Genomic DNA, 17851 nt, shown 5'->3' with positions numbered 1-17851 from the left:
TATTTGAGGACCATTACCCATGGCGCTAGACATCCTGATCGTCGACGACGAACGCGATATTCGCGAACTGGTCGCCGGTGTTTTGAGCGACGAAGGGTACGATTGCCGCACCGCCGGTGACAGCGGCTCTGCGCTGGAAGCCATCGACGCCAAGCGGCCCAGCCTGGTCCTGCTCGACGTATGGCTACACGGCAGTCCGATGGACGGGCTTGAAGTGCTGGATGCCATCAAGCTGCGTGAGCCTGAGCTGCCGGTGATTATCTTTTCCGGCCACGGCAATATCGACACCGCGGTCAGCGCAGTCAGCCGCGGAGCGATGGACTTCATCGAAAAACCTTTCGAAGCCGAGCGGCTGCTGCATCTAGTGGCCCGCGCGACCGAGACAGAGCGGTTGCGCCGCGAAAACACCCGGCTGCGCGAAGGGATGATCCAGAGCGACGAATTTACCGGCAATTCCGCCGCAATCAACACAGTCCGCGCCACTCTGAAACGGGTTGCAGGCACGGGTAGCCGGGTCATGATTTCCGGGCCGGCGGGTGCGGGCAAGGAAGTTGCTGCGCGGCTGCTCCACAGCTGGAGCACACGCGCCGACAAAGCTTTCGTCACGGTCAATTCTGCCCGGATCACACCCGAACGGTTCGAAGAGGAATTGTTCGGCGAGGAAGCCGAAGGCAAACTGGTCAGGCCGGGCCTGCTCGAACTGGCCAATGGCGGGACGCTGTATCTGGACGAGGTGGCGGATATGCCGCTGTCGACACAGGCCCGTATCCTGCGCGTCCTGACCGAACAAAGCTTCGTCCGGGTTGGCGGCACGCGCCAGATTGGCGTCGATGTCCGGGTAGTTTCATCGACCGCCCGTGATTTGCAAAGCGAGATGGACGAGAAGCATTTCCGCGAGGATCTGTTCTACCGGCTTAATGTTGTCCCGGTGAGCGTGCCCTCACTGGCCGAGCGCCGCGACGATATCCCCGCTTTGGCTGAACACTTCTTCGCGCGTTACGCTGCAGAACAGGGCATTGCGCCGCCTGAAATCAGCGAAGAGGCGATGGCTTCACTGCAAGCCTATGACTGGCCCGGCAATGTCCGGCAGCTGCGCAATGTCGTGGAGCGCACGATCATCCTGACCCCGCGTGATCAGCTGGCCAGCGTCGAAGCAGCCATGCTGTCAGAGGAGGTCACTGGTGGCAAAATCGGCGGCAATGGCGGGATGACAGCACTGATGGGAGCGCCCTTGCGCGAAGCACGCGAGAACTTCGAACGCGAATATCTGGCGATCCAAATCCGGCGCTTTTCCGGCAATATCTCGAAAACTGCCAGCTTCATCGGGATGGAACGCTCTGCCCTGCACCGTAAGCTGAAGCTGCTCGGAATGGTCGAACGCAAGTCTGGCGATAAGCCCGATTAATCGCCCTTGATGTCGCTATCGTACGAGAAAGCGATAATTTATTGCGCTAATAGACAGTGGGGTCCTATTGTATAGCGCCTTGCGGACAACCAAATGTCCTGCATGATCGGACGCGAACGACGTCCAGATTGCGGCCTGCATAAGCGGGCCGTCAATAATAGGAGGCAGATATGTCCGGTGATGGAACTCTATCATCCCGTCCGGCGCCCGCCAAACCAGAACAGAGCGCTTCGCCCGGCAGAGCCGGCAACCTTCAGGACAGTTTTCTCAATCTTTTGCGTCGAAATAAATCGCCTGTGACCATGTTCCTGGTCAAGGGCGTCAAGCTGCAGGGGATTGTCACCTGGTTCGACAATTTTTCGATCCTGTTACGCCGCGATGGCCAGTCACAACTGGTTTACAAACACGCGATCAGCACGATTATGCCGGGCCAACCGATGGATGTTGAACAATTCAGCAGCCAGAATTCCGGTGCTAAGCAGCGCCTTTTGCAGGACGTTTTTCTCAGCCGCGTGCGCGAAGTTGAAGCGCCGGTGACGATGTTTCTCGTCAACGGCGTGATGCTGCAAGGCAAGATCGCATCCTATGATCTGTTCTGCATGTTGCTGGAACGCGATGGCTATGTGCAGCTTGCTTACAAGCACGCAATTTCGACTATTCAGCCCACCACTGCTGTCGATTTGACCGAAGACTGGGAAGGCGGCGACAGCTGAGCTTTGACGACGATCTGATGGGTGAAGTCAGCCGCGGAGCCCGCGCGCTGGTGGTATGCCCCGACATTCGCGGACAGTCCCACGATCTTGACCCGCAAGCACGGCTTGCGGAGGCGGAGGGGTTGGCGCTGGCTATCGGTATCGTGGTTGCCGACAGCTTCGTGCTGCCCGTTCGCCAGATCCGGCCGGGCACGCTGTTCGGGGCAGGGCAGGTCGACAACATTGCCATCGCATGCGAGCAGCATGAGTCCGAACTCATCGTCATCGACGGCGCGCTCAGCCCGATCCAGCAGCGCAATCTGGAAGAAAAGCTCGGCCGCAAGGTCATAGATCGGACCGGCCTGATCCTCGAGATTTTCGGCGAACGTGCGGCAACCGCAGAAGGTCGCTTGCAAGTCGAGCTGGCGCATCTCGATTATCAGCAAAGCCGCCTGGTCCGCAGCTGGACCCACCTTGAACGCCAGCGCGGCGGCTTCGGCTTTCTGGGCGGCCCCGGCGAAACCCAGATCGAAGCCGATCGGCGGATGATCCGGCAGCGTATGGGAAGGCTGCGGCGCGAGCTGGAGCAAGTGCGCAAGACTCGCGGCCTTCACCGTGACCGCCGTGAACGTGCGCCGTGGCCGGTGGTGGCGCTGGTCGGCTATACCAATGCGGGCAAATCGACGCTGTTCAACCGGCTGACTGGGGCTGAGGTGATGGCTGAAGATCTGCTTTTCGCCACGCTGGACCCCACCATGCGCGCGATTACCCTGCCGGGTATCGAAAAGGCGATATTGTCGGATACGGTTGGCTTTATCTCGGACCTGCCGACGCAATTGGTCGCAGCTTTTCGCGCCACGCTGGAAGAAGTCACGGCAGCGGATATCATCTGCCATGTCCGCGATATCTCCAATTCTTCAACGCAGGCGCAAAAAACGCAGGTGCTTCAGGTGCTGCGCGATCTTGGCGTTGTTGAGGGGGAAGAGGCGAGCATTCCCATCCTCGAGATTTGGAATAAATGGGACCAGTTGTCGCCTGATGATGCCGAAGAATTGGCGCAGCAGGCGGACGATGACGATATGGTCATGGCCGCCTCTGCCTTGACGGGGGAGGGGGTGCCGGCGCTGCTGGAACGCCTTGGTGAACTGCTCACCACCAGCGCGGTTTTGCGCGAATTTGAGCTGCCTGCGAGCGCCGGTCGCCAGATTGCATGGCTGCACGCGCATGGTGAGGTGATTACCAATGAAGATGCGGGCGAGGGTGACGATGGGCCAGTGCGGCGGATCAGCGTGCGGCTGAACCCCAAGGAATTGGGCCAGTTTGAGAACCTTTAAGTGGCTTGCGACTGCTCGCGCCGCTTGACCTCTTGCCACAGCTCCTCTTGCTCCGTGAGGTCACGGCTCGCAAAATCACCGCCCGCAATGTCCTCCATCATGCGGTAGCGACGTTCAAACTTGGCATTTGCCGCCCGCAGCGCGTTTTCAGCGTCTAGGCCGAATGCTCTGACGAGATTGACCGCAGCGAACAGGAAGTCACCCGCTTCTTCCTCGATTTTGGCTGAAGTCGCTTCTTCAAGCTCCTTGATTTCCTCAAGAACCTTCGCTTTAGGGCCTTCGGTATCAGGCCAGTCAAATCCTTGGCGCGCCGCGCGCTTTTGCAGTTTCTGCGCCCGCAACAAAGCTGGCAGCGCCTTTGCAACACCGTCCATTGCGCTGGTTGATCCGGCATGGTGACGCTCAGCCGCTTTGATATCCTCCCAGCGCTTGTCTTCCATCACCCCGCCTTCGTCGCTGAAGATATGCGGGTGACGGGCTTCCATCTTGTCGGAGATAGTTTGCGCGACGTCTTCAAAGCCGAAATAGCCAGCCTGCTGCGCCATGCGTGCGTGGAACACGACCTGAAACAGCAAGTCGCCTAGTTCGCCGCGGAGATCGTCCATATCGGCGCGCTCAATCGCGTCGGCGACCTCATAGGCTTCCTCGATGGTGTATGGTGCGATGCTGGCAAAATCCTGCGCGGTATCCCATTCGCAGCCATGCTCGGGATCGCGCAAGCGCTCCATGATTGCGAGAAGCCTGTTGATCTGTTGTGTCATGTTTGCCGCTTTAGCGATCAAGCCGTGGGGGAGGAAGTAAGTTGGACACGATAATAATGGCTACGCGAATGATAATATATATTATGTTAAATTAAATCACTTTTCATCACATACAGATTGGTGACGAATCTCAGTTTACAGCGTCGATGAACAGCATGACCACTGCGAAAATGCCGGCCCATAACCCGGCCATGTACAATCCCCGCTTCCACGACAAATTGTGCGAACGGAAACCGCTGGCAATCAGGATGAGAAACCCGACCAGCGAAATCAGTGAAACAATTTGATGTTCGCTCATGCAGGCAACTCCAGTCCGTCGTAACCAACAATCACACCCTTGGGCACCTCAGCGCACAGCGGCCGGTAATCCATGCTTTTGTCCAGATGCGTCAACACGATCTGCCTGGCGCGACATTTCTTGCCAAAATCGATCGCCATCTCAAGATGCGCGTGTGTGGGATGTGGTTTGCGGCGGAGGCAATCGACCACCAGCATATCTACAGAAGCAAAGCATTTGAGCATAGCGGGCGTAATCTCACTGAAATCAGTGGCATAAGCGATGGATTTACCATCCGCCTCGAGCCGGAAACCGGTACTGGTCACTGGCCCATGCGGCATCTCGACGGAGTTCACCGAAAAGCCTGCAAGCAACCGCAATTTCTCGACATTTCCCAATTCGATGATTGTCGGATAGCCAAACTGACCTTCGAATATATAATCAAACCGTCGGCGCAGACGTTGGCAGGTGAACTCGCTGGCATAGCCCGGCAGAGCGTTGCTGCGATCATACCGCATCACCCTAAGATCATCGATCCCGTGGCAGTGATCGGCGTGATCGTGGGTCCACAATACCGCGTCGACCTTGCCGATCTGGTTCGCGAGCAGCTGCGCCCGTAGATCGGTCGAGGTGTCGATCAGCACCCGGCCACCCGCGGAATTCTCAATAATTATCGACACGCGGGTTCGCCGGTTGCGCGGTTCGGAGGGATCGCATTCGCCCCAGTCATTCCCGATCCGCGGCACCCCGGTTGAAGTGCCAGAGCCCAGCATCAACATTTTCACGTGGGCGTAGCCTTGTTGAACAAAGCATAAAAATTGCGTGTCGTGTAGGCGGCCAATTCCTCCAGCTCCTCACCGCGCAAGTTGGCGAGGAATTGCGCAGTGTCGCAGACGAAACAGGGTTCGCATGGTCGCCCGCGATGCGGGACAGGTGCAAGGAACGGGCTGTCAGTTTCGACCAGCAGCCTATCTTGCGGGACAGTCGCAGCAAAGGCTTGCAAATCCTTGGCATTCTTGAAGGTAACGATTCCGGAAAGCGATATCGACAGCCCGAGTTTGAGCACCTTGCGACCGAAATCCTCCGATGCGGTAAAGCAATGGATCAACGCCGGGAACGCCCCCTTGCCGCGCTCATCCTCGAGAATGGCTAGCGTGTCCTCTTCGGCATCGCGGGTGTGAATGATTAGTGGCAGGCCGGTCTCCCGCGCCACGCCAATATGCATTCGGAACAGGCTTTGCTGTGCCGCCCGGTCGGAATGTTCGTAGAAATAATCCAGCCCGGTTTCGCCAATACCGATGACGCGCGGATTCTGCGTAGCGGTCAGCAGTTCCTCTGCGGTCAGATCGAGATGTTGGTCGGCGTGATGCGGATGGATGCCAACGCTCGCCCAAACATCGGGCTTGGCACTCGCAGTGCCCACCACCTGGTCCCATTCCGCCCGCTTGGTCGAGATATTGAGGAAGGCCCCCACCCCGGCCTCACGGGCGCGTTCGAGGACGCCGGCCTGATCGTCGACCAACCCCTCATACTCAAGGTGGCAATGGCTATCGACCAGCATCACGCGGCCTCGTCAGCTGGCAGGTCGAGCCTTGGAAAGACCGGCTTTGGTGCCGCTATGGTGTGACCAACGCCAGCCAGCCGCGCAAACCAATCATTGTCCGCCAGCGCCGCATAATCGCGTCCATCCGCCGGGATCCCGAGCTGATCGAGCACTGCGGCGGCCTTGTCAGGCACCACAGGCTGGATGGCAATCGCCAGATCGCGGATGGCCATGATCAGCGTTTGCAGGACCACTTTCATACGCTCGGGATCGGTCTTCTTCAGGCCCCAAGGTGCCTGCTCGTCGACATATTGATTGCATGCATACACGGCGCGCAGCCAGGCTTCGATCCCGACCGAGAAATTCAGCGCCTCAAATTCGCGCGGGAACGCCTCGCTGCATGCCTGTTTGACACGGGAGAGCAGCGCCGCGTCATCAGTAGCCGGAGCAAATTGCTCGAGCACGCCTTCCATGTTCTTGAAAACCATCGACAGTGTCCGCTGAGCAAGGTTTCCGAAACTGTTCGCTAGTTCAGCATTCACTTTGTTCACAAGAGCTTCTGCAGAGTAACTGCCATCCTTTCCGAACGGCACCTCAGCCATCAGGAAATAGCGCAGGGAATCGACGCCAAAGCGGTCCACCAATTCCATCGGATCGGTCACATTGCCGAGCGATTTTGACTCTTTCATCCCCCGGTTCAGCAAAAAGCCGTGGCCGAACACCTTCTGCGGCAGAGCGATGTCTGCGCTCATCAGGAATGCGGGCCAGTACACCGTGTGAAAGCGGACAATATCCTTGCCGATCAGATGCAGGCTGGCGGGCCAGAATTTGTCCCACATTTCGCCGCCATCAGGATAGCCCAGGCCGGTGATGTAATTGGTCAGCGCATCGACCCAGACATACATGACATGGCCATCAGGTCCGGGCACTTTGACGCCCCAGTCAAAACTGGTGCGGCTGACTGACAGATCGTTCAACCCGCAAGATACGAAGGCGAGCATTTCATTGCGGCGGCTTTCCGGCTCCAGAAATCCCGGTGTATTCAACAGTTCGAGCAACGGTTCCTGATATTTGGACAGGCGGAAAAACCATGTTTCCTCCTCGGTCCATTCTACCGGCGTGCCTTGCGGAGAGAGCTTTTCGCCCCCCTCCCCTGTGGTCAGCTCTTTCTCATCATAATATGCCTCGTCCCGGATCGAATACCAGCCTTCGTAACGGTCGAGATAAAGGTCACCCTTAGCCTCCATCGCTTGCCAGATTGCCTGGCTTGCGCGGTGATGGTCGGCGTCGGTGGTACGGATGAACCGGTCATAGGAAATGTTCAGAACATCAAACAAAGTACGAAAATGCCCCGACATTTCATTCGCCAGATCACGCGGTGTTTGGCCAAGATCGCGGGCCTTTTGCGCCATTTTCAGGCCGTGTTCGTCAGTCCCGGTCTGGAATCGCACTTCGCGTCCGCGCAGCCGCTGGAAGCGGGCGATGACATCGGCGGCAATTGTCTCATAGGCATGGCCGATATGCGGCTTGCCATTGGGATAATGGATCGCGGTGGTGATATAATAAGGATCAGGCATCGGCTCGCTCGCTAGCTGCCGCCACGCCTGCGAGCAAGGTGCCGATTTCCATCGCCAGCAGCCCTGCATCATAATTGAAGGTTGGCGCTTCGCGGGTCAGGCGCACCAATTCCTCATGCGCATGGATCAAGGCGCGCGGATCGCCTTGTATTGCATCAAGCCGAGCGGCCAGAACGCCGCGCGCCAGATCGAGCACGGCCTGCAGCCGGTTCCGGTCAGGCCGTGCGCCAATTGATGCAGCCAATGCGCCGCGCTTAGAAAAGTCGGCATCGCCGCTTTCGAGAATTTGCCGCATCACCTGTGCCACTTTGCCGAGGTCTAGCGCGACGAAAGATAGCGCCGCGCCGGGCGATCCACCAGCGGCAGCAATGGCCGCATCGCGAGTGCTTTGGTCCGCATCGGGTGTCAATTCGCCAAGCAGGAGAGCCATGTCGCTCTCACCAATCTCGGGAAAGCGTAGAGTTCGGCAGCGTGACCGGATCGTAGGCAGCAGCCGGGCCGGGCGATGCGTGACCAGTAGGAAAAACGTCCCCTGTGGCGGTTCCTCCAGGCTTTTCAGCAAGGCGTTCGCGGCATTGCGTTCCAGATCATCAGCCGGATCGATGATGATCGCCCGCTTATCGCCGAGTGTGGGGCGGGTGTTCAGACGCTGCTGCATCCCCCGCACCTGCGCAATGCGGATGCTGCGCGCGAGTTCGAACGGCTTTCCATCTGCGCGCTTCTTGTCTTCTTTGTCGTCCTTGGGACCGTGCGTCAGCGTCAGGATATCTGGGTGCGGGCGGTCGCCTGGCTCGGCGCCTACCAATTCGCGGGCGGCGGCCTGCGCAAAGCTGGCTTTGCCCAGTCCCTTGCGCCCGGCCAGCAGCCAGGCATGATGCATCCGCTCGCCCTGCATGGCATCGCGCCATTGCTCCCAGGCGTTGCCGTGTCCGAGCAGCGCGGTCATGGCGCAGCCTCGATCATGGGAGCCAGTGCGGCCATCACGCGGGCGTGGACTTGCTGCACGCTGCCCTCGCCATCGATCACGCGGAACCGCTCCGGCTCGGCGGAGGCAAAGGCGTGGAATGCCGCCCCTACCGCAGCGTGATATTCTGCTGCCCTGCCCCCGATGGCATCGCTCGCCCCGCCATCACGGGCTTTGAGCCGGGCAGCGGCGTGTTCATCGCTGACGGTAAAGACCAGCGTTATGTCGGGCAGCAGCCCGTCGCTGCCGATTGCGTGCAATTGCCGCACCCGGTCATCACCCAGCGCGCTGGCATCGCCCTGATAGGCGCGGCTTGAATCAACAAAGCGATCGCACACCACCCAGCGGCCCGCATCCAGCGCGGGGCGGATCAAGCGGGCGACGTGGTCGGCGCGTGCGGCAGCGAACAGCAAAGCTTCGGCTTCGGGTGTCCACCCCTCGCCCGGAGGTGCCAGCAACAGCTTACGAATAGCCTCGGCCCCCGGCGTGCCGCCCGGCTCACGAGTTAGCGCAACGGCAATCCCCCGCGATGTCAGGGCATCGGTCAGCAGACGGGACTGGGTGGACTTGCCCGTCCCCTCCCCGCCTTCAAATGCGATAAAGCGGCCTGCCGTCATCGCATCCATCCGGTGAGACCATTGAGCAGCCGCTGAAGCAGCGTGGCCTCTAGAACATCGGTTTCAGCTACCAATGGCACCCGGTGTTCGGGCATCCCGGCAATCGACACGACCAGCTGCGCCACTTCCTCACCCTTCGCGATGGGGGCCTGCAATGGCCCTTCATAACGCACTGCCATGGTGATCGCAGGATTGGTCCCGCGCGGCACGTCGATTTTGACCGGCCCGCGTGCGGACAAGTTTACGGCAGGCACGCCGGCACCCTGCACGCGCGCCTTGGCGATGACGGCATCGGCATGGAAGACGCGCTTGGTATCGAAAGCGGCGAAGCCCCATTCGATAAAGGCGCGCGCCGCATCGTTGCGCTGGCGCGCGCGCGGACTGGCGGCGACCACCATGACCAGCCGCCTCCCATTGCGCTGAGCAGAGCCGAGAAAACCAAAACCGGCCTGATTGGTGAACCCGGTTTTTATGCCGTCCGCGCCCGGAACCACGCCCGAAATCGGATCGTGATTGCGCTGCGTTATGCCGTTATATTCCAGACCTTCGACCCCTACGAAGTGTTTGTACTTGCTGGGATGACGGGTCAGCATCGCCTCGGCCAGAGTGCCCAGATCGCGAGCGGTGGTGAAGGTGCGGCCTTCATCCATCCAGCCATTGGGCGTGTAGAAATGGCTGTTGCGCATGCCGATCTGGGCAGCCTTGGCGTTCATCGCGGCGATCCAGTCTTCGACTGATCCCGCTGCGCCTTCGGCCAGCACAACCGCGCCATCATTGGCGGACACCGTGGTCACACCGTGCACCAGTTCGTCCACCGTCACGCGCGCATCGCGCGGCAGGAACATGGTGGAGCCGACGCGGTGCCATTTCTGAAATGTTTCAGGCCGGACGGTGAAGACCTGTTCGGGGAACAGCCGCCCCTCTTCCATCCATTCGAATGCGAGAAAGGTTGTCATCACCTTGGTAATCGATGCCGGCATGAACCGCCGGTCGGCCTCACGGGAGAACAGCACCTGTCCGCTGGTGACGTCCAGCATATAGGCGATCGGTGCGTCGTCGGCGCTTGGGATGGCAGGCTGGATCTTGGATTGCGTAGCACCTGTTGGTGCAGCAAGTGCGACCAGCGAGGTACCTAGCAGGACATTCAGCAAAATACGCAAGTTAGCTCCCGCGCCGGGCGCGGTGCCGACGGATCAACGAAGTGTGACTATTCGCGCATCGCTATAACCCTGGCTGCGCAGCTTGGCGAGCGCCTGGGTGGCCTGTCCACGGGTTGCGAAAGGGCCTGCACGAACCAGCGCGAGGCTGCCGCTGGTGGTAACAAAACCGCCGATCTTCTTGGCAAGCCGATCCGCATTGGATCTGACCGAGAACGCGCCGATCTGGATCGCGAAATCGCCGTCGGCATCGGAACTGGCCGCCACCGCCGGTTTAGCGGGCGTTTCAGTCAGTATGGGTTCGGCAGTGATCGCAGCGGTAGTAGCGGGTCCAGCAGCAGTCGCTGCTTCGTCATCCGGGTCCAGCGTCGCGATGGCAGCTGGCGTAGGCACCTTGCCGCTCACCAATGCCTGGCGCGGATCGGTAAGCGGGACCGACCCCTTCTCTGGCAATTTGCGTTTGAGAACTTCGATCAACCCGCGCGGCATATCCAGCCGCAGCGGTGCTTCGCGGTCTGACCGCAATTCGGCCCGGTCATCCTCGGGTGGATTGACCCGGCGGACGCGAACGGCAGTTCCGTCGGAAATGCCAAGCTGGGCCATTGCCGCGCCTGACAGCGCAATTAAACGCGTGCTGGCCATAGGACCGCGCCGTTCGACACGGACCAGCGCAGTGCGTCCGTTGTTGAGTTCGGTCACTTCGATATAGCTGGGCAGCGGCAGCGTGTGATGCGCCGCAGTGATGCCGCTTTCGCCTGTAACATCGGCGGCGGTATAGCCGACCTCGTCATAATTCATCGTGTCGACCGGCGTATAGGTCACGCCGTCTACCTCATATGGGTCCCCAACCACCACCGGATAATCGGCAGCCGGGCCGTTCTGGATAGTCCGCGCAGCAGCAACACTGTCGCCGCTGGTCGCAAAGCTCTCACCCCCGGACATACAAGCAGACAACGCCAGTCCCAGTGTGATGGTAACCGCAAGGCGCGTGTGACCGCGTAGTGAAGAGTTATCGGGCAATTTCATCCGCCAGTAGACCTACGCTCATGGCATAATAGTTCGAACAGTTATATTCGAGGATAACGCGATAATTTGAGGTTAAGAGCCATGCCGGCGTCCCGGGGCCGTCGGGCTGGAACACGGACGTGAGCACCTCATCACCTAGCGGACGCTGCGGCTGAACGCCCAATTGACGCCATTCGCGCACGGTCTTCCACTGGCTGTGGCGCTCGTGGACACGGGGGCAGATCGGCGCGACCAGTTTGGTTTTAACCGCGCCCCAGTTGAAGCCATTGGGGATGCTGGCGCGAACGCCCCAGGGCTGATCACTGCGCCAGCCGGCATCGCGGAAGTAATTGGCGATCGAGGCCAGCGTATCGGCGCGATTGCCGAAAATGTCGGCGCGGCCATCGCCATCGCCGTCGGTGGCGAGCCGCAGATAGACGCTTGGGAGGAATTGGGGATTGCCGAACGCACCGGCATAGCTGCCCTTCAACTGGCTGCGCGAATAGCCCTTGTCGGCAACCTTGAGCAGATCGACAAACTCTGACGAAAACAGCTCGCGGCGGCGCCCTTCCCATGCCAACGTGGCGAGAGCCTGCGACAAATCAAAGCCGCCGGTGACCTTGCCATAAGCAGTTTCATGGCCCCAGATCGCCATCAAGATTTCGGCCGGTACGCCATATTGCTGCGAGATCGTGCGATTGTATGAACGCGTCGCTGCCAGCATATCGCGCCCGCCATTGATCCGTGCGCTATCGACATGCGTGGCAATGTACGGGGCAAGAGCGGGATAGCCTCTGCTCGTCGGGGAACCGGGTTGTCCGCGGTCGAGTTCAATTGCCCTTGCGCTGGGGGTGAGCCCGTCAGTCATCCGCCGGATCGTGCTTTCGCTGACCCCCTCGGCTCTTGCTCGGGCAATCAGCAATTGCAGATAAGCGTCGAACGACAGACCCGATTGTGCAGCGGCAGGAGGGGCGCTGATAGCGATGGCAGCAGCGGAAAGGGCGGACAGGAAGCGACGAAATTTCATCGCGCAGCTGTCGCATAATAAATGTGAACGGCAAGTGTCATACTCAGCCTACGGACGATATCATGCAGGAGTTCCATCAAAAATCGGTGACAAATCGATTTGTGGACGCTAGCCGACATCGCTCAGGCGGACAGGTGGCAGAGTGGTCGAATGCAGCGGTCTTGAAAACCGCCGTGGGTTAACGCCCACCGTGGGTTCGAATCCCACCCTGTCCGCCAATCATCAAACGATCAATTGGCAGTTGTGAACCGGAACAGCGCGCCATCCTTGGGGTCCTGCGCAGGATAGTCGCCGGGCGCGATGCTGGACTGGTTTCGCAAGGCGATATGGTCTTCGGCAATTCCGCCGTCGCGCTTGGCACAGTCGCGGTAATCCAGGCCCTGTGGTTCATCGAGAATTTCATATTCCATGCGCTCTCTCCTTGGGAGAGTGAACGCCCAATATACGCCGCCAGTGCCTCGCCTTGCGACCAAGTGCGCGAATCTTGCGTCCGGATGTCAGACGGTTAGCGCATGCGCCTTCATGGTGAGATAATCCGCGCGGCAATCATCCGCGACGCGGGCATAGTCGCCATCAAGCTCTGGCAGTTCCCCAGGCGGTGCGCCGAACCCGGTTGAGGCATTGACCTTGTCGTACCAATGCGCGCCCCAGACGCCGTCTTCTGGATGAGGTCCCTTTTGCCATTCGAGCATTGCCGGGTCCCAAGGTATATCCAGTGCAGCGCACAATGCGGCGAGCGACTTGGCCGGGTCCGCCAGAATATCGTCAGAATCGATGACGGGCGGCACCGCGCCAGTCCGGTCCGCCACAGTCTCGAAATAGTTCCGCAATTGCGCAAAGCCCAGCATTTCGGGTCGGCGCAGCTCGTTCTTGGCGCGGTAGCTGGCCACGACGCGTGCGGGTGAGCGGATCAGGAAGGCATGCCGATGGTCCGGCATATCGGCGATCCCAACTGGCCCGACCATGTGATGCGGCATATGCTTCTGATACCAGAGCGGCTGCCCGTCCGGCGCCCCGCCAGATTGCGCTGCCAGCACCGATTGCCAATCGCAATCCATATTGGCGATAGTCTCGGCGGCGAGGGGATGCGGTTCACCCGTGGCCTTGAGGAAGGCGCCATAGAACGGCTCGTCCGAAACGGCGCAGTCTGCCCGCGCGCCAAAGCTGCGCATCATGGCGGTCGAGATATTGCGCGGTCCAGACCACATCGCGATGCGGATTGTCATGGCCGCGCCCTGCCCTGAACATCTTCGGCCAATCGGGCGAGATACAACTGTTGGAGGCGTTCAACCATCGCCCCGCGCTGAGAACCCAGAACCCGGCCATCTACCGATCCCACAGGCGCAACGCCGGCGAAGGTTCCGGTCGTGAAGGCTTCATCTGCGCCGTAAACATGGGTCAGCGAGAAATTACGCTCGCGAACTGTGATGCCCGCTGAACGCGCGATCTCAATAACCACGGCGCGAGTGATCCCGTCGAGGCAATAGTCGCCGCTGGAGGTCCATACCTCGCCATCGCGCACGATGAAGAAGTGCGTCGAATTGCACGTTGCTACAAACCCGTGCGGGTCCAGCATCAGCCCTTCATCCGCTCCGGCCTGTGCAGCCTGGATGCAGGCGGTGATGCAGTTGAGCTTGGAATGCGAATTCAGCATCGGGTCCTGCACATCGGGATAGCCCCGCCGCACATGGACCGTCGCCAGATCCAGCATTCGCGTAGCCGTTTCGGGTGCGGGTTCCTTCCATTCGGGAATGATCACAATGGTCGCGGGCGTCACCACCACGCGCGGGTCCTGATAGGGGGTGCAGCGAATGCCGCGTGTCACCATCAGCCGCAAATGCGCACCATCATCAGTCATGCCATTGGCATCGAGCACGGCATACAGCCGCCGTTCCAGTTCCGAGCGCGAGATGCCAATGTCCATCAGGATGGCTTTGGCGCCCCGCCACAGCCGGTCGAGATGGCGGTCCAGAAAGGCCAGCCGCCCGTGATGCAACCGGATGCCTTCCCACACCCCGTCACCCAGCATGAAGCCGCTGTCGAACACCGAAATCTTTGCATCCGCTCGCGCGAAATGCTCGCCATTGATGTCGATCAGGACCGACGCGTTGCGGTCATCCGCGACATACAGATGCGTGCCTTTCGTCATGTGTCAGCGCCCTCTCTTGATGATGCCATCCATCTGCTCACGCAGGACGGGATCCCATTTGGCCTGCAATTCCTTGACCTTGGCGACCAGCGGTTCGTTTTCGTAGGATGGGATTTTGCTGTCATACAGCGCTGCGACTTCGGCCATCGAACTGCGGTCCATCTCCTCGAAAGCGTCGGCCATTGCCTGCGCCTGCTGGCGGTCCATGCCCAGCGCCTCGAAGGAGGAACGGCCCATGCGCAGCGAACTGTCATAGGTCTCGCGGATGATGTCCCGGCATCCGTATGACCACAATTCGTACACATGGCCCCGGTCAATGGCACGGGCGACGACATGGAGCTTGGGGAAGTTGGCAACCGCGTATTTGACCAGCCTGTCGATCTGCTCGCGATCATCCAGCGCCACCACCAGTACGCGCGCCTTGTCGATGCCTGCCGAATGCAGAAGGTCCGGGCGTGTAGCATCGCCGAAATAGCTGCGGTAGCCAAATTTGCGCACTACCTCGAGATGACTCGAATCGTAGTCGATGACCGTGGTCGAGAAGCCCGCTGCCTGGATCATCCGGTCCACGATGCCGCCCACCCGGCCCCGCCCTGCGATGATCACCGGGTTCTCTTCTTCGATCGTGTCGGCCTGGCGCGTGTCCTTGCGATTGAAGCGGGGCGCGATCACCTTGTCATAGACGATGAACAGCAGCGGCGTGACGAGCATCGTCAGCGCCACGACCAGCAGCAACAGATCGGCAAGCGGCTCGTCGAACACGAAGTTGGCAAGCGCGAAGGCGATCAGGACGAAGCCGAACTCGCCCGCTTGTGCCAGACTTAGGGAGAACAGCCACTTGGCCTGGCGTTTGATCCCTGCAATCCGCGCGATGACCAGCAGCACGATGATCTTGGTGGCGATGACAACTGCCGACCAGAACAGCACGGTGCCGAACTGTTCGTACGCCAACGCGAAATCGATGCCTGCACCAACGGTGATGAAGAACAGGCCGAGCAGCAGCCCCTTGAACGGTGCGACGTCCGATTCCAGCTCGTGCCGGTATTCGCTATTGGCCAGCACCACACCGGCCAGAAACGTGCCCAGCGCGGGGGAGAGGCCGACAAAGGTCATCAGCAGCGCAATTCCGATCACAAAGGCCAGACCCACCGCTGTAAACAGTTCGCGCAATTGTGCCGCTGCGATGAAGCGGAAGATTGGCCGGGTCAGATAATTGCCGATGAAGGCCACTGCCGCCACCGCTGCGATGGTGACGATCGCAGCCAGCCATGCGGGCAGCCCCTCGGTGATCGTCCAGCCCGCCCCGTGCGCGCCCTCGGCATGGCCTGCCGCGCCGCCTGCTGCCCCGGCCAGCTCGGGGATGGCGAGCAGCGGGATGATCGCCAGCATCGGGATAACCGACACATCCTGAAACAGCAGGACCGAGAAGCTGGCCTCCCCGCCTTCGCTTTTCATCAGGCCCTTTTCATTGAGCGTCTGCACGATGATCGCGGTGGAGGAGAGCGCCAGCACCATCCCGATGCCCAGCGCGGTCTGCCATCGTTCGCCGCTCACCATGGCGATTGCGGCCAGCAGGATGGTGGTCGCCAGCACCTGACCCCCGCCAAGGCCCAGCAGCCGCTTGCGCATTTCCCACAGCTTCTTGGGCTCAAGCTCCAGCCCGACCAGGAACAGCATCATCACCACGCCAAATTCGGCGAAGACCTGCAATCCCTCGATATCGACCCGCAGCGCCAGCAGCAGCGGGCTGATCGCCATACCGGCCAGCAAATAGCCCAGCACCGACCCCAGCCCGAGGCGGGAGGCGATCGGCACCGCGACCACCCCGGCAACCAGTATGACGAAGGCTATGACGAGAAATCCGGTCATTCTGGCCCGTCTCCCCGGTTGGCCGCGTATTCGTGTGAGTTCGGCCGCTGTGCCCTAGATATGCAGCGCCCGTCCATAGGCGGCCAGCACGCTTTCGTGCATCATTTCGGACAGGGTCGGGTGCGGGAACACGGTTTGCATCAGCTCCGCCTCGGTCGTTTCCAGCTGCTTGCCCACGGTATATCCCTGGATCAGCTCGGTCACTTCCGCGCCGATCATGTGCGCGCCCAGCAATTCGCCGGTCTTGGCGTCGAACACCGTCTTGATGAAGCCCTCCGCCTCGCCCAGCGCGATGGCCTTGCCATTGCCGATGAAGGGGAAGGTGCCCGCCTTGACCTGATGCCCGGCCTCTTTGGCTGCGGCCTCGGTCACGCCGACGCTGGCGATTTGGGGGTGGCAATAGGTGCATCCGGGGATGTTGTTTCGGTCCAGCGCGTGTGGGTGGACTTCCTTGTTACCCAGCTCCTGCGCAATAGCCTCGGCAGCTGTGACGCCCTCGTGGCTGGCCTTATGCGCCAGCCAGGGGCCGGGGGTGCAGTCTCCGATGGCCCACAGTCCCTTGGACCGGGTGCGGCCATAGGGGTCGATCTGGATGAAGCCGCGGTCCATCTCGGCCAGCTTCTCCAGTCCGATACCCTCGGTATTGGCGACGATGCCAATGGCGACAATGACGTGGCTGAACTCGGCTTCGGTGACCTTGCCATCCTTGGCCTTGATCTTGGCCTTAACGCTCTTGGCGCCAACCTTCAGGTCTTCCACGCCCGCGCCGGTCATGATCGTCATGCCCTGCTTGGTCAGGCTCTTTTCGAGGAAGGCCGAGACATCCTTGTCCTCCACCGGAACCACGCGGTCGAGCATTTCGACCACAGTCACTTCGCAGCCCATGTCGTTGTAGAAGCTGGCGAACTCGATCCCGATGGCGCCGCTGCCGATGACCAGCAGCTTGCCGGGCATTTCGGGCGGCGTCATCGCATGGCGATAGGTCCACACGCGCTTGCCGTCCGCCGGGGCAAACGGCAAATCGCGGGCGCGCGCGCCGGTGGCGACAATCACGTGCTTGGCGGTGAGCTTTTCCTCGCCCTTGTCCGATTTCACCGTCAGCGAGGTGGGGCCGGTCAGCGTGCCGGTGCCCATGTGCACGGTGATCTTGTTCTTCTTCATCAGGTGCGTGACGCCCTGGTTCAATTGCTTGGCCACGCCGCGGCTGCGTTTCACAACCGCTTCCAGATCGGCCTCGATACCCTTGGCGACCAGACCATAATCCTTGGCGTTCTGCATGTAATGGAAGATTTCCGCCGACCGCAGCAGCGCCTTGGTGGGGATACAGCCCCAATTGAGGCAGATGCCGCCGAGCAGTTCGCGTTCGACGATGGCGGTCTTCAGGCCCAGCTGCGCGCAGCGGATCGCCGCGACATAGCCGCCGGGTCCAGAGCCGAGAACGATGACGTCGTAATTGGTGTCAGCCATAAGTCTC

General features: G+C 60.5%; 18 protein-coding genes and 1 tRNA gene. 4 read left to right on the top strand and 15 right to left on the bottom strand.

Features of this window, described 5'->3' with window-relative positions; all coding sequences use genetic code 11:
* The first annotated feature begins 19 nt into the window (after window positions 1-19).
* The 3 genes from ntrX to hflX all read left to right on the top strand — a co-directional run bounded on the left by ntrX (window position 20) and on the right by hflX (window position 3431).
* Window positions 20-1405 carry a nitrogen assimilation response regulator NtrX gene (gene ntrX / locus FEV51_RS01650; protein ID WP_138615489.1) on the top strand — a complete coding sequence of 462 codons (1386 nt, stop codon included), beginning with the start codon at window positions 20-22 and terminating at the stop codon, window positions 1403-1405.
* A gap of 170 nt (window positions 1406-1575) precedes the next feature.
* Window positions 1576-2118, top strand: a complete 543-nt coding sequence (hfq, locus tag FEV51_RS01645) for an RNA chaperone Hfq (RefSeq protein ID WP_138615488.1) — start codon at window positions 1576-1578, stop codon at window positions 2116-2118.
* A gap of 17 nt (window positions 2119-2135) precedes the next feature.
* Complete coding sequence (gene hflX, locus FEV51_RS01640; protein ID WP_138615487.1) at window positions 2136-3431, top strand: GTPase HflX; 1296 nt, start codon at window positions 2136-2138, stop codon at window positions 3429-3431.
* Here the strand turns inward: hflX and mazG are convergent.
* The 10 genes from mazG to FEV51_RS01595 all read right to left on the bottom strand — a co-directional run bounded on the left by mazG (window position 3428) and on the right by FEV51_RS01595 (window position 12359).
* A complete protein-coding gene (mazG, locus tag FEV51_RS01635) occupies window positions 3428-4192 on the bottom strand; it encodes a nucleoside triphosphate pyrophosphohydrolase (protein WP_138615486.1) in 765 nt (254 codons plus the stop codon). The genes hflX and mazG overlap by 4 nt on opposite strands.
* Window positions 4193-4322: 130 nt before the next feature.
* Window positions 4323-4490, bottom strand: a complete 168-nt coding sequence (locus FEV51_RS13090) for a hypothetical protein (protein WP_171033004.1) — start codon at window positions 4488-4490, stop codon at window positions 4323-4325.
* The gene (locus tag FEV51_RS01630) at window positions 4487-5254 is read right to left on the bottom strand and encodes an MBL fold metallo-hydrolase (protein ID WP_138615485.1); all 768 of its coding nucleotides are present in this window, start codon (window positions 5252-5254) and stop codon (window positions 4487-4489) included. The genes FEV51_RS13090 and FEV51_RS01630 overlap by 4 nt, the downstream gene beginning before the upstream one ends.
* Complete coding sequence (locus tag FEV51_RS01625; RefSeq protein WP_138616311.1) at window positions 5251-6030, bottom strand: TatD family hydrolase; 780 nt, start codon at window positions 6028-6030, stop codon at window positions 5251-5253. The genes FEV51_RS01630 and FEV51_RS01625 overlap by 4 nt, the downstream gene beginning before the upstream one ends.
* Complete coding sequence (gene metG / locus FEV51_RS01620; RefSeq protein ID WP_138615484.1) at window positions 6030-7589, bottom strand: methionine--tRNA ligase; 1560 nt, start codon at window positions 7587-7589, stop codon at window positions 6030-6032. Before metG ends, FEV51_RS01625 begins: the two co-directional genes overlap by 1 nt.
* Window positions 7582-8535 (bottom strand): AAA family ATPase, encoded by a 954-nt coding sequence (locus tag FEV51_RS01615; protein WP_138615483.1) that lies wholly within the window; start codon window positions 8533-8535, stop codon window positions 7582-7584. Before FEV51_RS01615 ends, metG begins: the two co-directional genes overlap by 8 nt.
* Window positions 8532-9170 (bottom strand): dTMP kinase, encoded by a 639-nt coding sequence (gene tmk / locus FEV51_RS01610; RefSeq protein ID WP_138615482.1) that lies wholly within the window; start codon window positions 9168-9170, stop codon window positions 8532-8534. Before tmk ends, FEV51_RS01615 begins: the two co-directional genes overlap by 4 nt.
* Entirely contained in the window at window positions 9167-10330 is a 1164-nt protein-coding gene (locus tag FEV51_RS01605) for a D-alanyl-D-alanine carboxypeptidase family protein (protein WP_246034389.1), read from the bottom strand. The genes tmk and FEV51_RS01605 overlap by 4 nt, the downstream gene beginning before the upstream one ends.
* Window positions 10331-10363: 33 nt before the next feature.
* Window positions 10364-11269, bottom strand: a complete 906-nt coding sequence (locus FEV51_RS01600; protein ID WP_138615481.1) for an SPOR domain-containing protein — start codon at window positions 11267-11269, stop codon at window positions 10364-10366.
* A gap of 67 nt (window positions 11270-11336) precedes the next feature.
* Window positions 11337-12359, bottom strand: coding sequence for a lytic murein transglycosylase (locus tag FEV51_RS01595; RefSeq protein ID WP_138615480.1), 1023 nt, complete (start codon window positions 12357-12359; stop codon window positions 11337-11339).
* Between the two features lie 128 nt (window positions 12360-12487).
* Here FEV51_RS01595 and FEV51_RS01590 point away from each other — a divergent pair.
* Window positions 12488-12577 (top strand) — tRNA-Ser (locus FEV51_RS01590).
* Between the two features lie 12 nt (window positions 12578-12589).
* Here the strand turns inward: FEV51_RS01590 and FEV51_RS01585 are convergent.
* The 5 genes from FEV51_RS01585 to lpdA form a co-directional block, all read right to left on the bottom strand.
* Complete coding sequence (locus FEV51_RS01585; RefSeq protein WP_138615479.1) at window positions 12590-12769, bottom strand: hypothetical protein; 180 nt, start codon at window positions 12767-12769, stop codon at window positions 12590-12592.
* An 87-nt stretch (window positions 12770-12856) separates the two neighbouring features.
* Window positions 12857-13585, bottom strand: coding sequence for a sulfotransferase-like domain-containing protein (locus FEV51_RS01580; protein ID WP_138615478.1), 729 nt, complete (start codon window positions 13583-13585; stop codon window positions 12857-12859).
* On the bottom strand, window positions 13582-14508 hold the full coding sequence (locus tag FEV51_RS01575) for an aminotransferase class IV (RefSeq protein ID WP_138615477.1): 927 nt from the start codon (window positions 14506-14508) through the stop codon (window positions 13582-13584). Before FEV51_RS01575 ends, FEV51_RS01580 begins: the two co-directional genes overlap by 4 nt.
* A gap of 3 nt (window positions 14509-14511) precedes the next feature.
* A complete protein-coding gene (locus FEV51_RS01570) occupies window positions 14512-16377 on the bottom strand; it encodes a cation:proton antiporter domain-containing protein (protein WP_138615476.1) in 1866 nt (621 codons plus the stop codon).
* Between the two features lie 54 nt (window positions 16378-16431).
* The gene (gene lpdA, locus FEV51_RS01565) at window positions 16432-17844 is read right to left on the bottom strand and encodes a dihydrolipoyl dehydrogenase (RefSeq protein ID WP_138615475.1); all 1413 of its coding nucleotides are present in this window, start codon (window positions 17842-17844) and stop codon (window positions 16432-16434) included.
* Between the last annotated feature and the right edge of the window lie 7 nt (window positions 17845-17851).

It is taken from the genome of Qipengyuania marisflavi, from assembly GCF_005884405.1.
GTDB classification, from domain to species: Bacteria; Pseudomonadota; Alphaproteobacteria; order Sphingomonadales; family Sphingomonadaceae; genus Qipengyuania; species Qipengyuania marisflavi.
Note: the sequence above shows the minus strand (reverse complement) of the source record. Positions and strands in the feature narration are given on the sequence as shown.

What these genes read in the sequence shown, in the direction of transcription:
- FEV51_RS01570 (WP_138615476.1), bottom strand. Translation starts at nt 16,377, where the DNA reads ATGACCGGATTTCTCGTCATAGCCTTCGTCATACTGGTTGCCGGGGTG.
- FEV51_RS01580 (WP_138615478.1), bottom strand. Translation starts at nt 13,585, where the DNA reads ATGACAATCCGCATCGCGATGTGGTCTGGACCGCGCAATATCTCGACC.
- FEV51_RS01625 (WP_138616311.1), bottom strand. Translation starts at nt 6,030, where the DNA reads ATGCTGGTCGATAGCCATTGCCACCTTGAGTATGAGGGGTTGGTCGAC.
- FEV51_RS01595 (WP_138615480.1), bottom strand. Translation starts at nt 12,359, where the DNA reads ATGAAATTTCGTCGCTTCCTGTCCGCCCTTTCCGCTGCTGCCATCGCT.
- hfq (WP_138615488.1), top strand. Translation starts at nt 1,576, where the DNA reads ATGTCCGGTGATGGAACTCTATCATCCCGTCCGGCGCCCGCCAAACCA.
- FEV51_RS01615 (WP_138615483.1), bottom strand. Translation starts at nt 8,535, where the DNA reads ATGACCGCGCTGCTCGGACACGGCAACGCCTGGGAGCAATGGCGCGAT.
- ntrX (WP_138615489.1), top strand. Translation starts at nt 20, where the DNA reads ATGGCGCTAGACATCCTGATCGTCGACGACGAACGCGATATTCGCGAA.
- hflX (WP_138615487.1), top strand. Translation starts at nt 2,136, where the DNA reads ATGGGTGAAGTCAGCCGCGGAGCCCGCGCGCTGGTGGTATGCCCCGAC.
- lpdA (WP_138615475.1), bottom strand. Translation starts at nt 17,844, where the DNA reads ATGGCTGACACCAATTACGACGTCATCGTTCTCGGCTCTGGACCCGGC.
- FEV51_RS13090 (WP_171033004.1), bottom strand. Translation starts at nt 4,490, where the DNA reads ATGAGCGAACATCAAATTGTTTCACTGATTTCGCTGGTCGGGTTTCTC.
- FEV51_RS01575 (WP_138615477.1), bottom strand. Translation starts at nt 14,508, where the DNA reads ATGACGAAAGGCACGCATCTGTATGTCGCGGATGACCGCAACGCGTCG.
- metG (WP_138615484.1), bottom strand. Translation starts at nt 7,589, where the DNA reads ATGCCTGATCCTTATTATATCACCACCGCGATCCATTATCCCAATGGC.
- mazG (WP_138615486.1), bottom strand. Translation starts at nt 4,192, where the DNA reads ATGACACAACAGATCAACAGGCTTCTCGCAATCATGGAGCGCTTGCGC.
- FEV51_RS01600 (WP_138615481.1), bottom strand. Translation starts at nt 11,269, where the DNA reads ATGTCCGGGGGTGAGAGCTTTGCGACCAGCGGCGACAGTGTTGCTGCT.
- FEV51_RS01585 (WP_138615479.1), bottom strand. Translation starts at nt 12,769, where the DNA reads ATGGAATATGAAATTCTCGATGAACCACAGGGCCTGGATTACCGCGAC.
- tmk (WP_138615482.1), bottom strand. Translation starts at nt 9,170, where the DNA reads ATGACGGCAGGCCGCTTTATCGCATTTGAAGGCGGGGAGGGGACGGGC.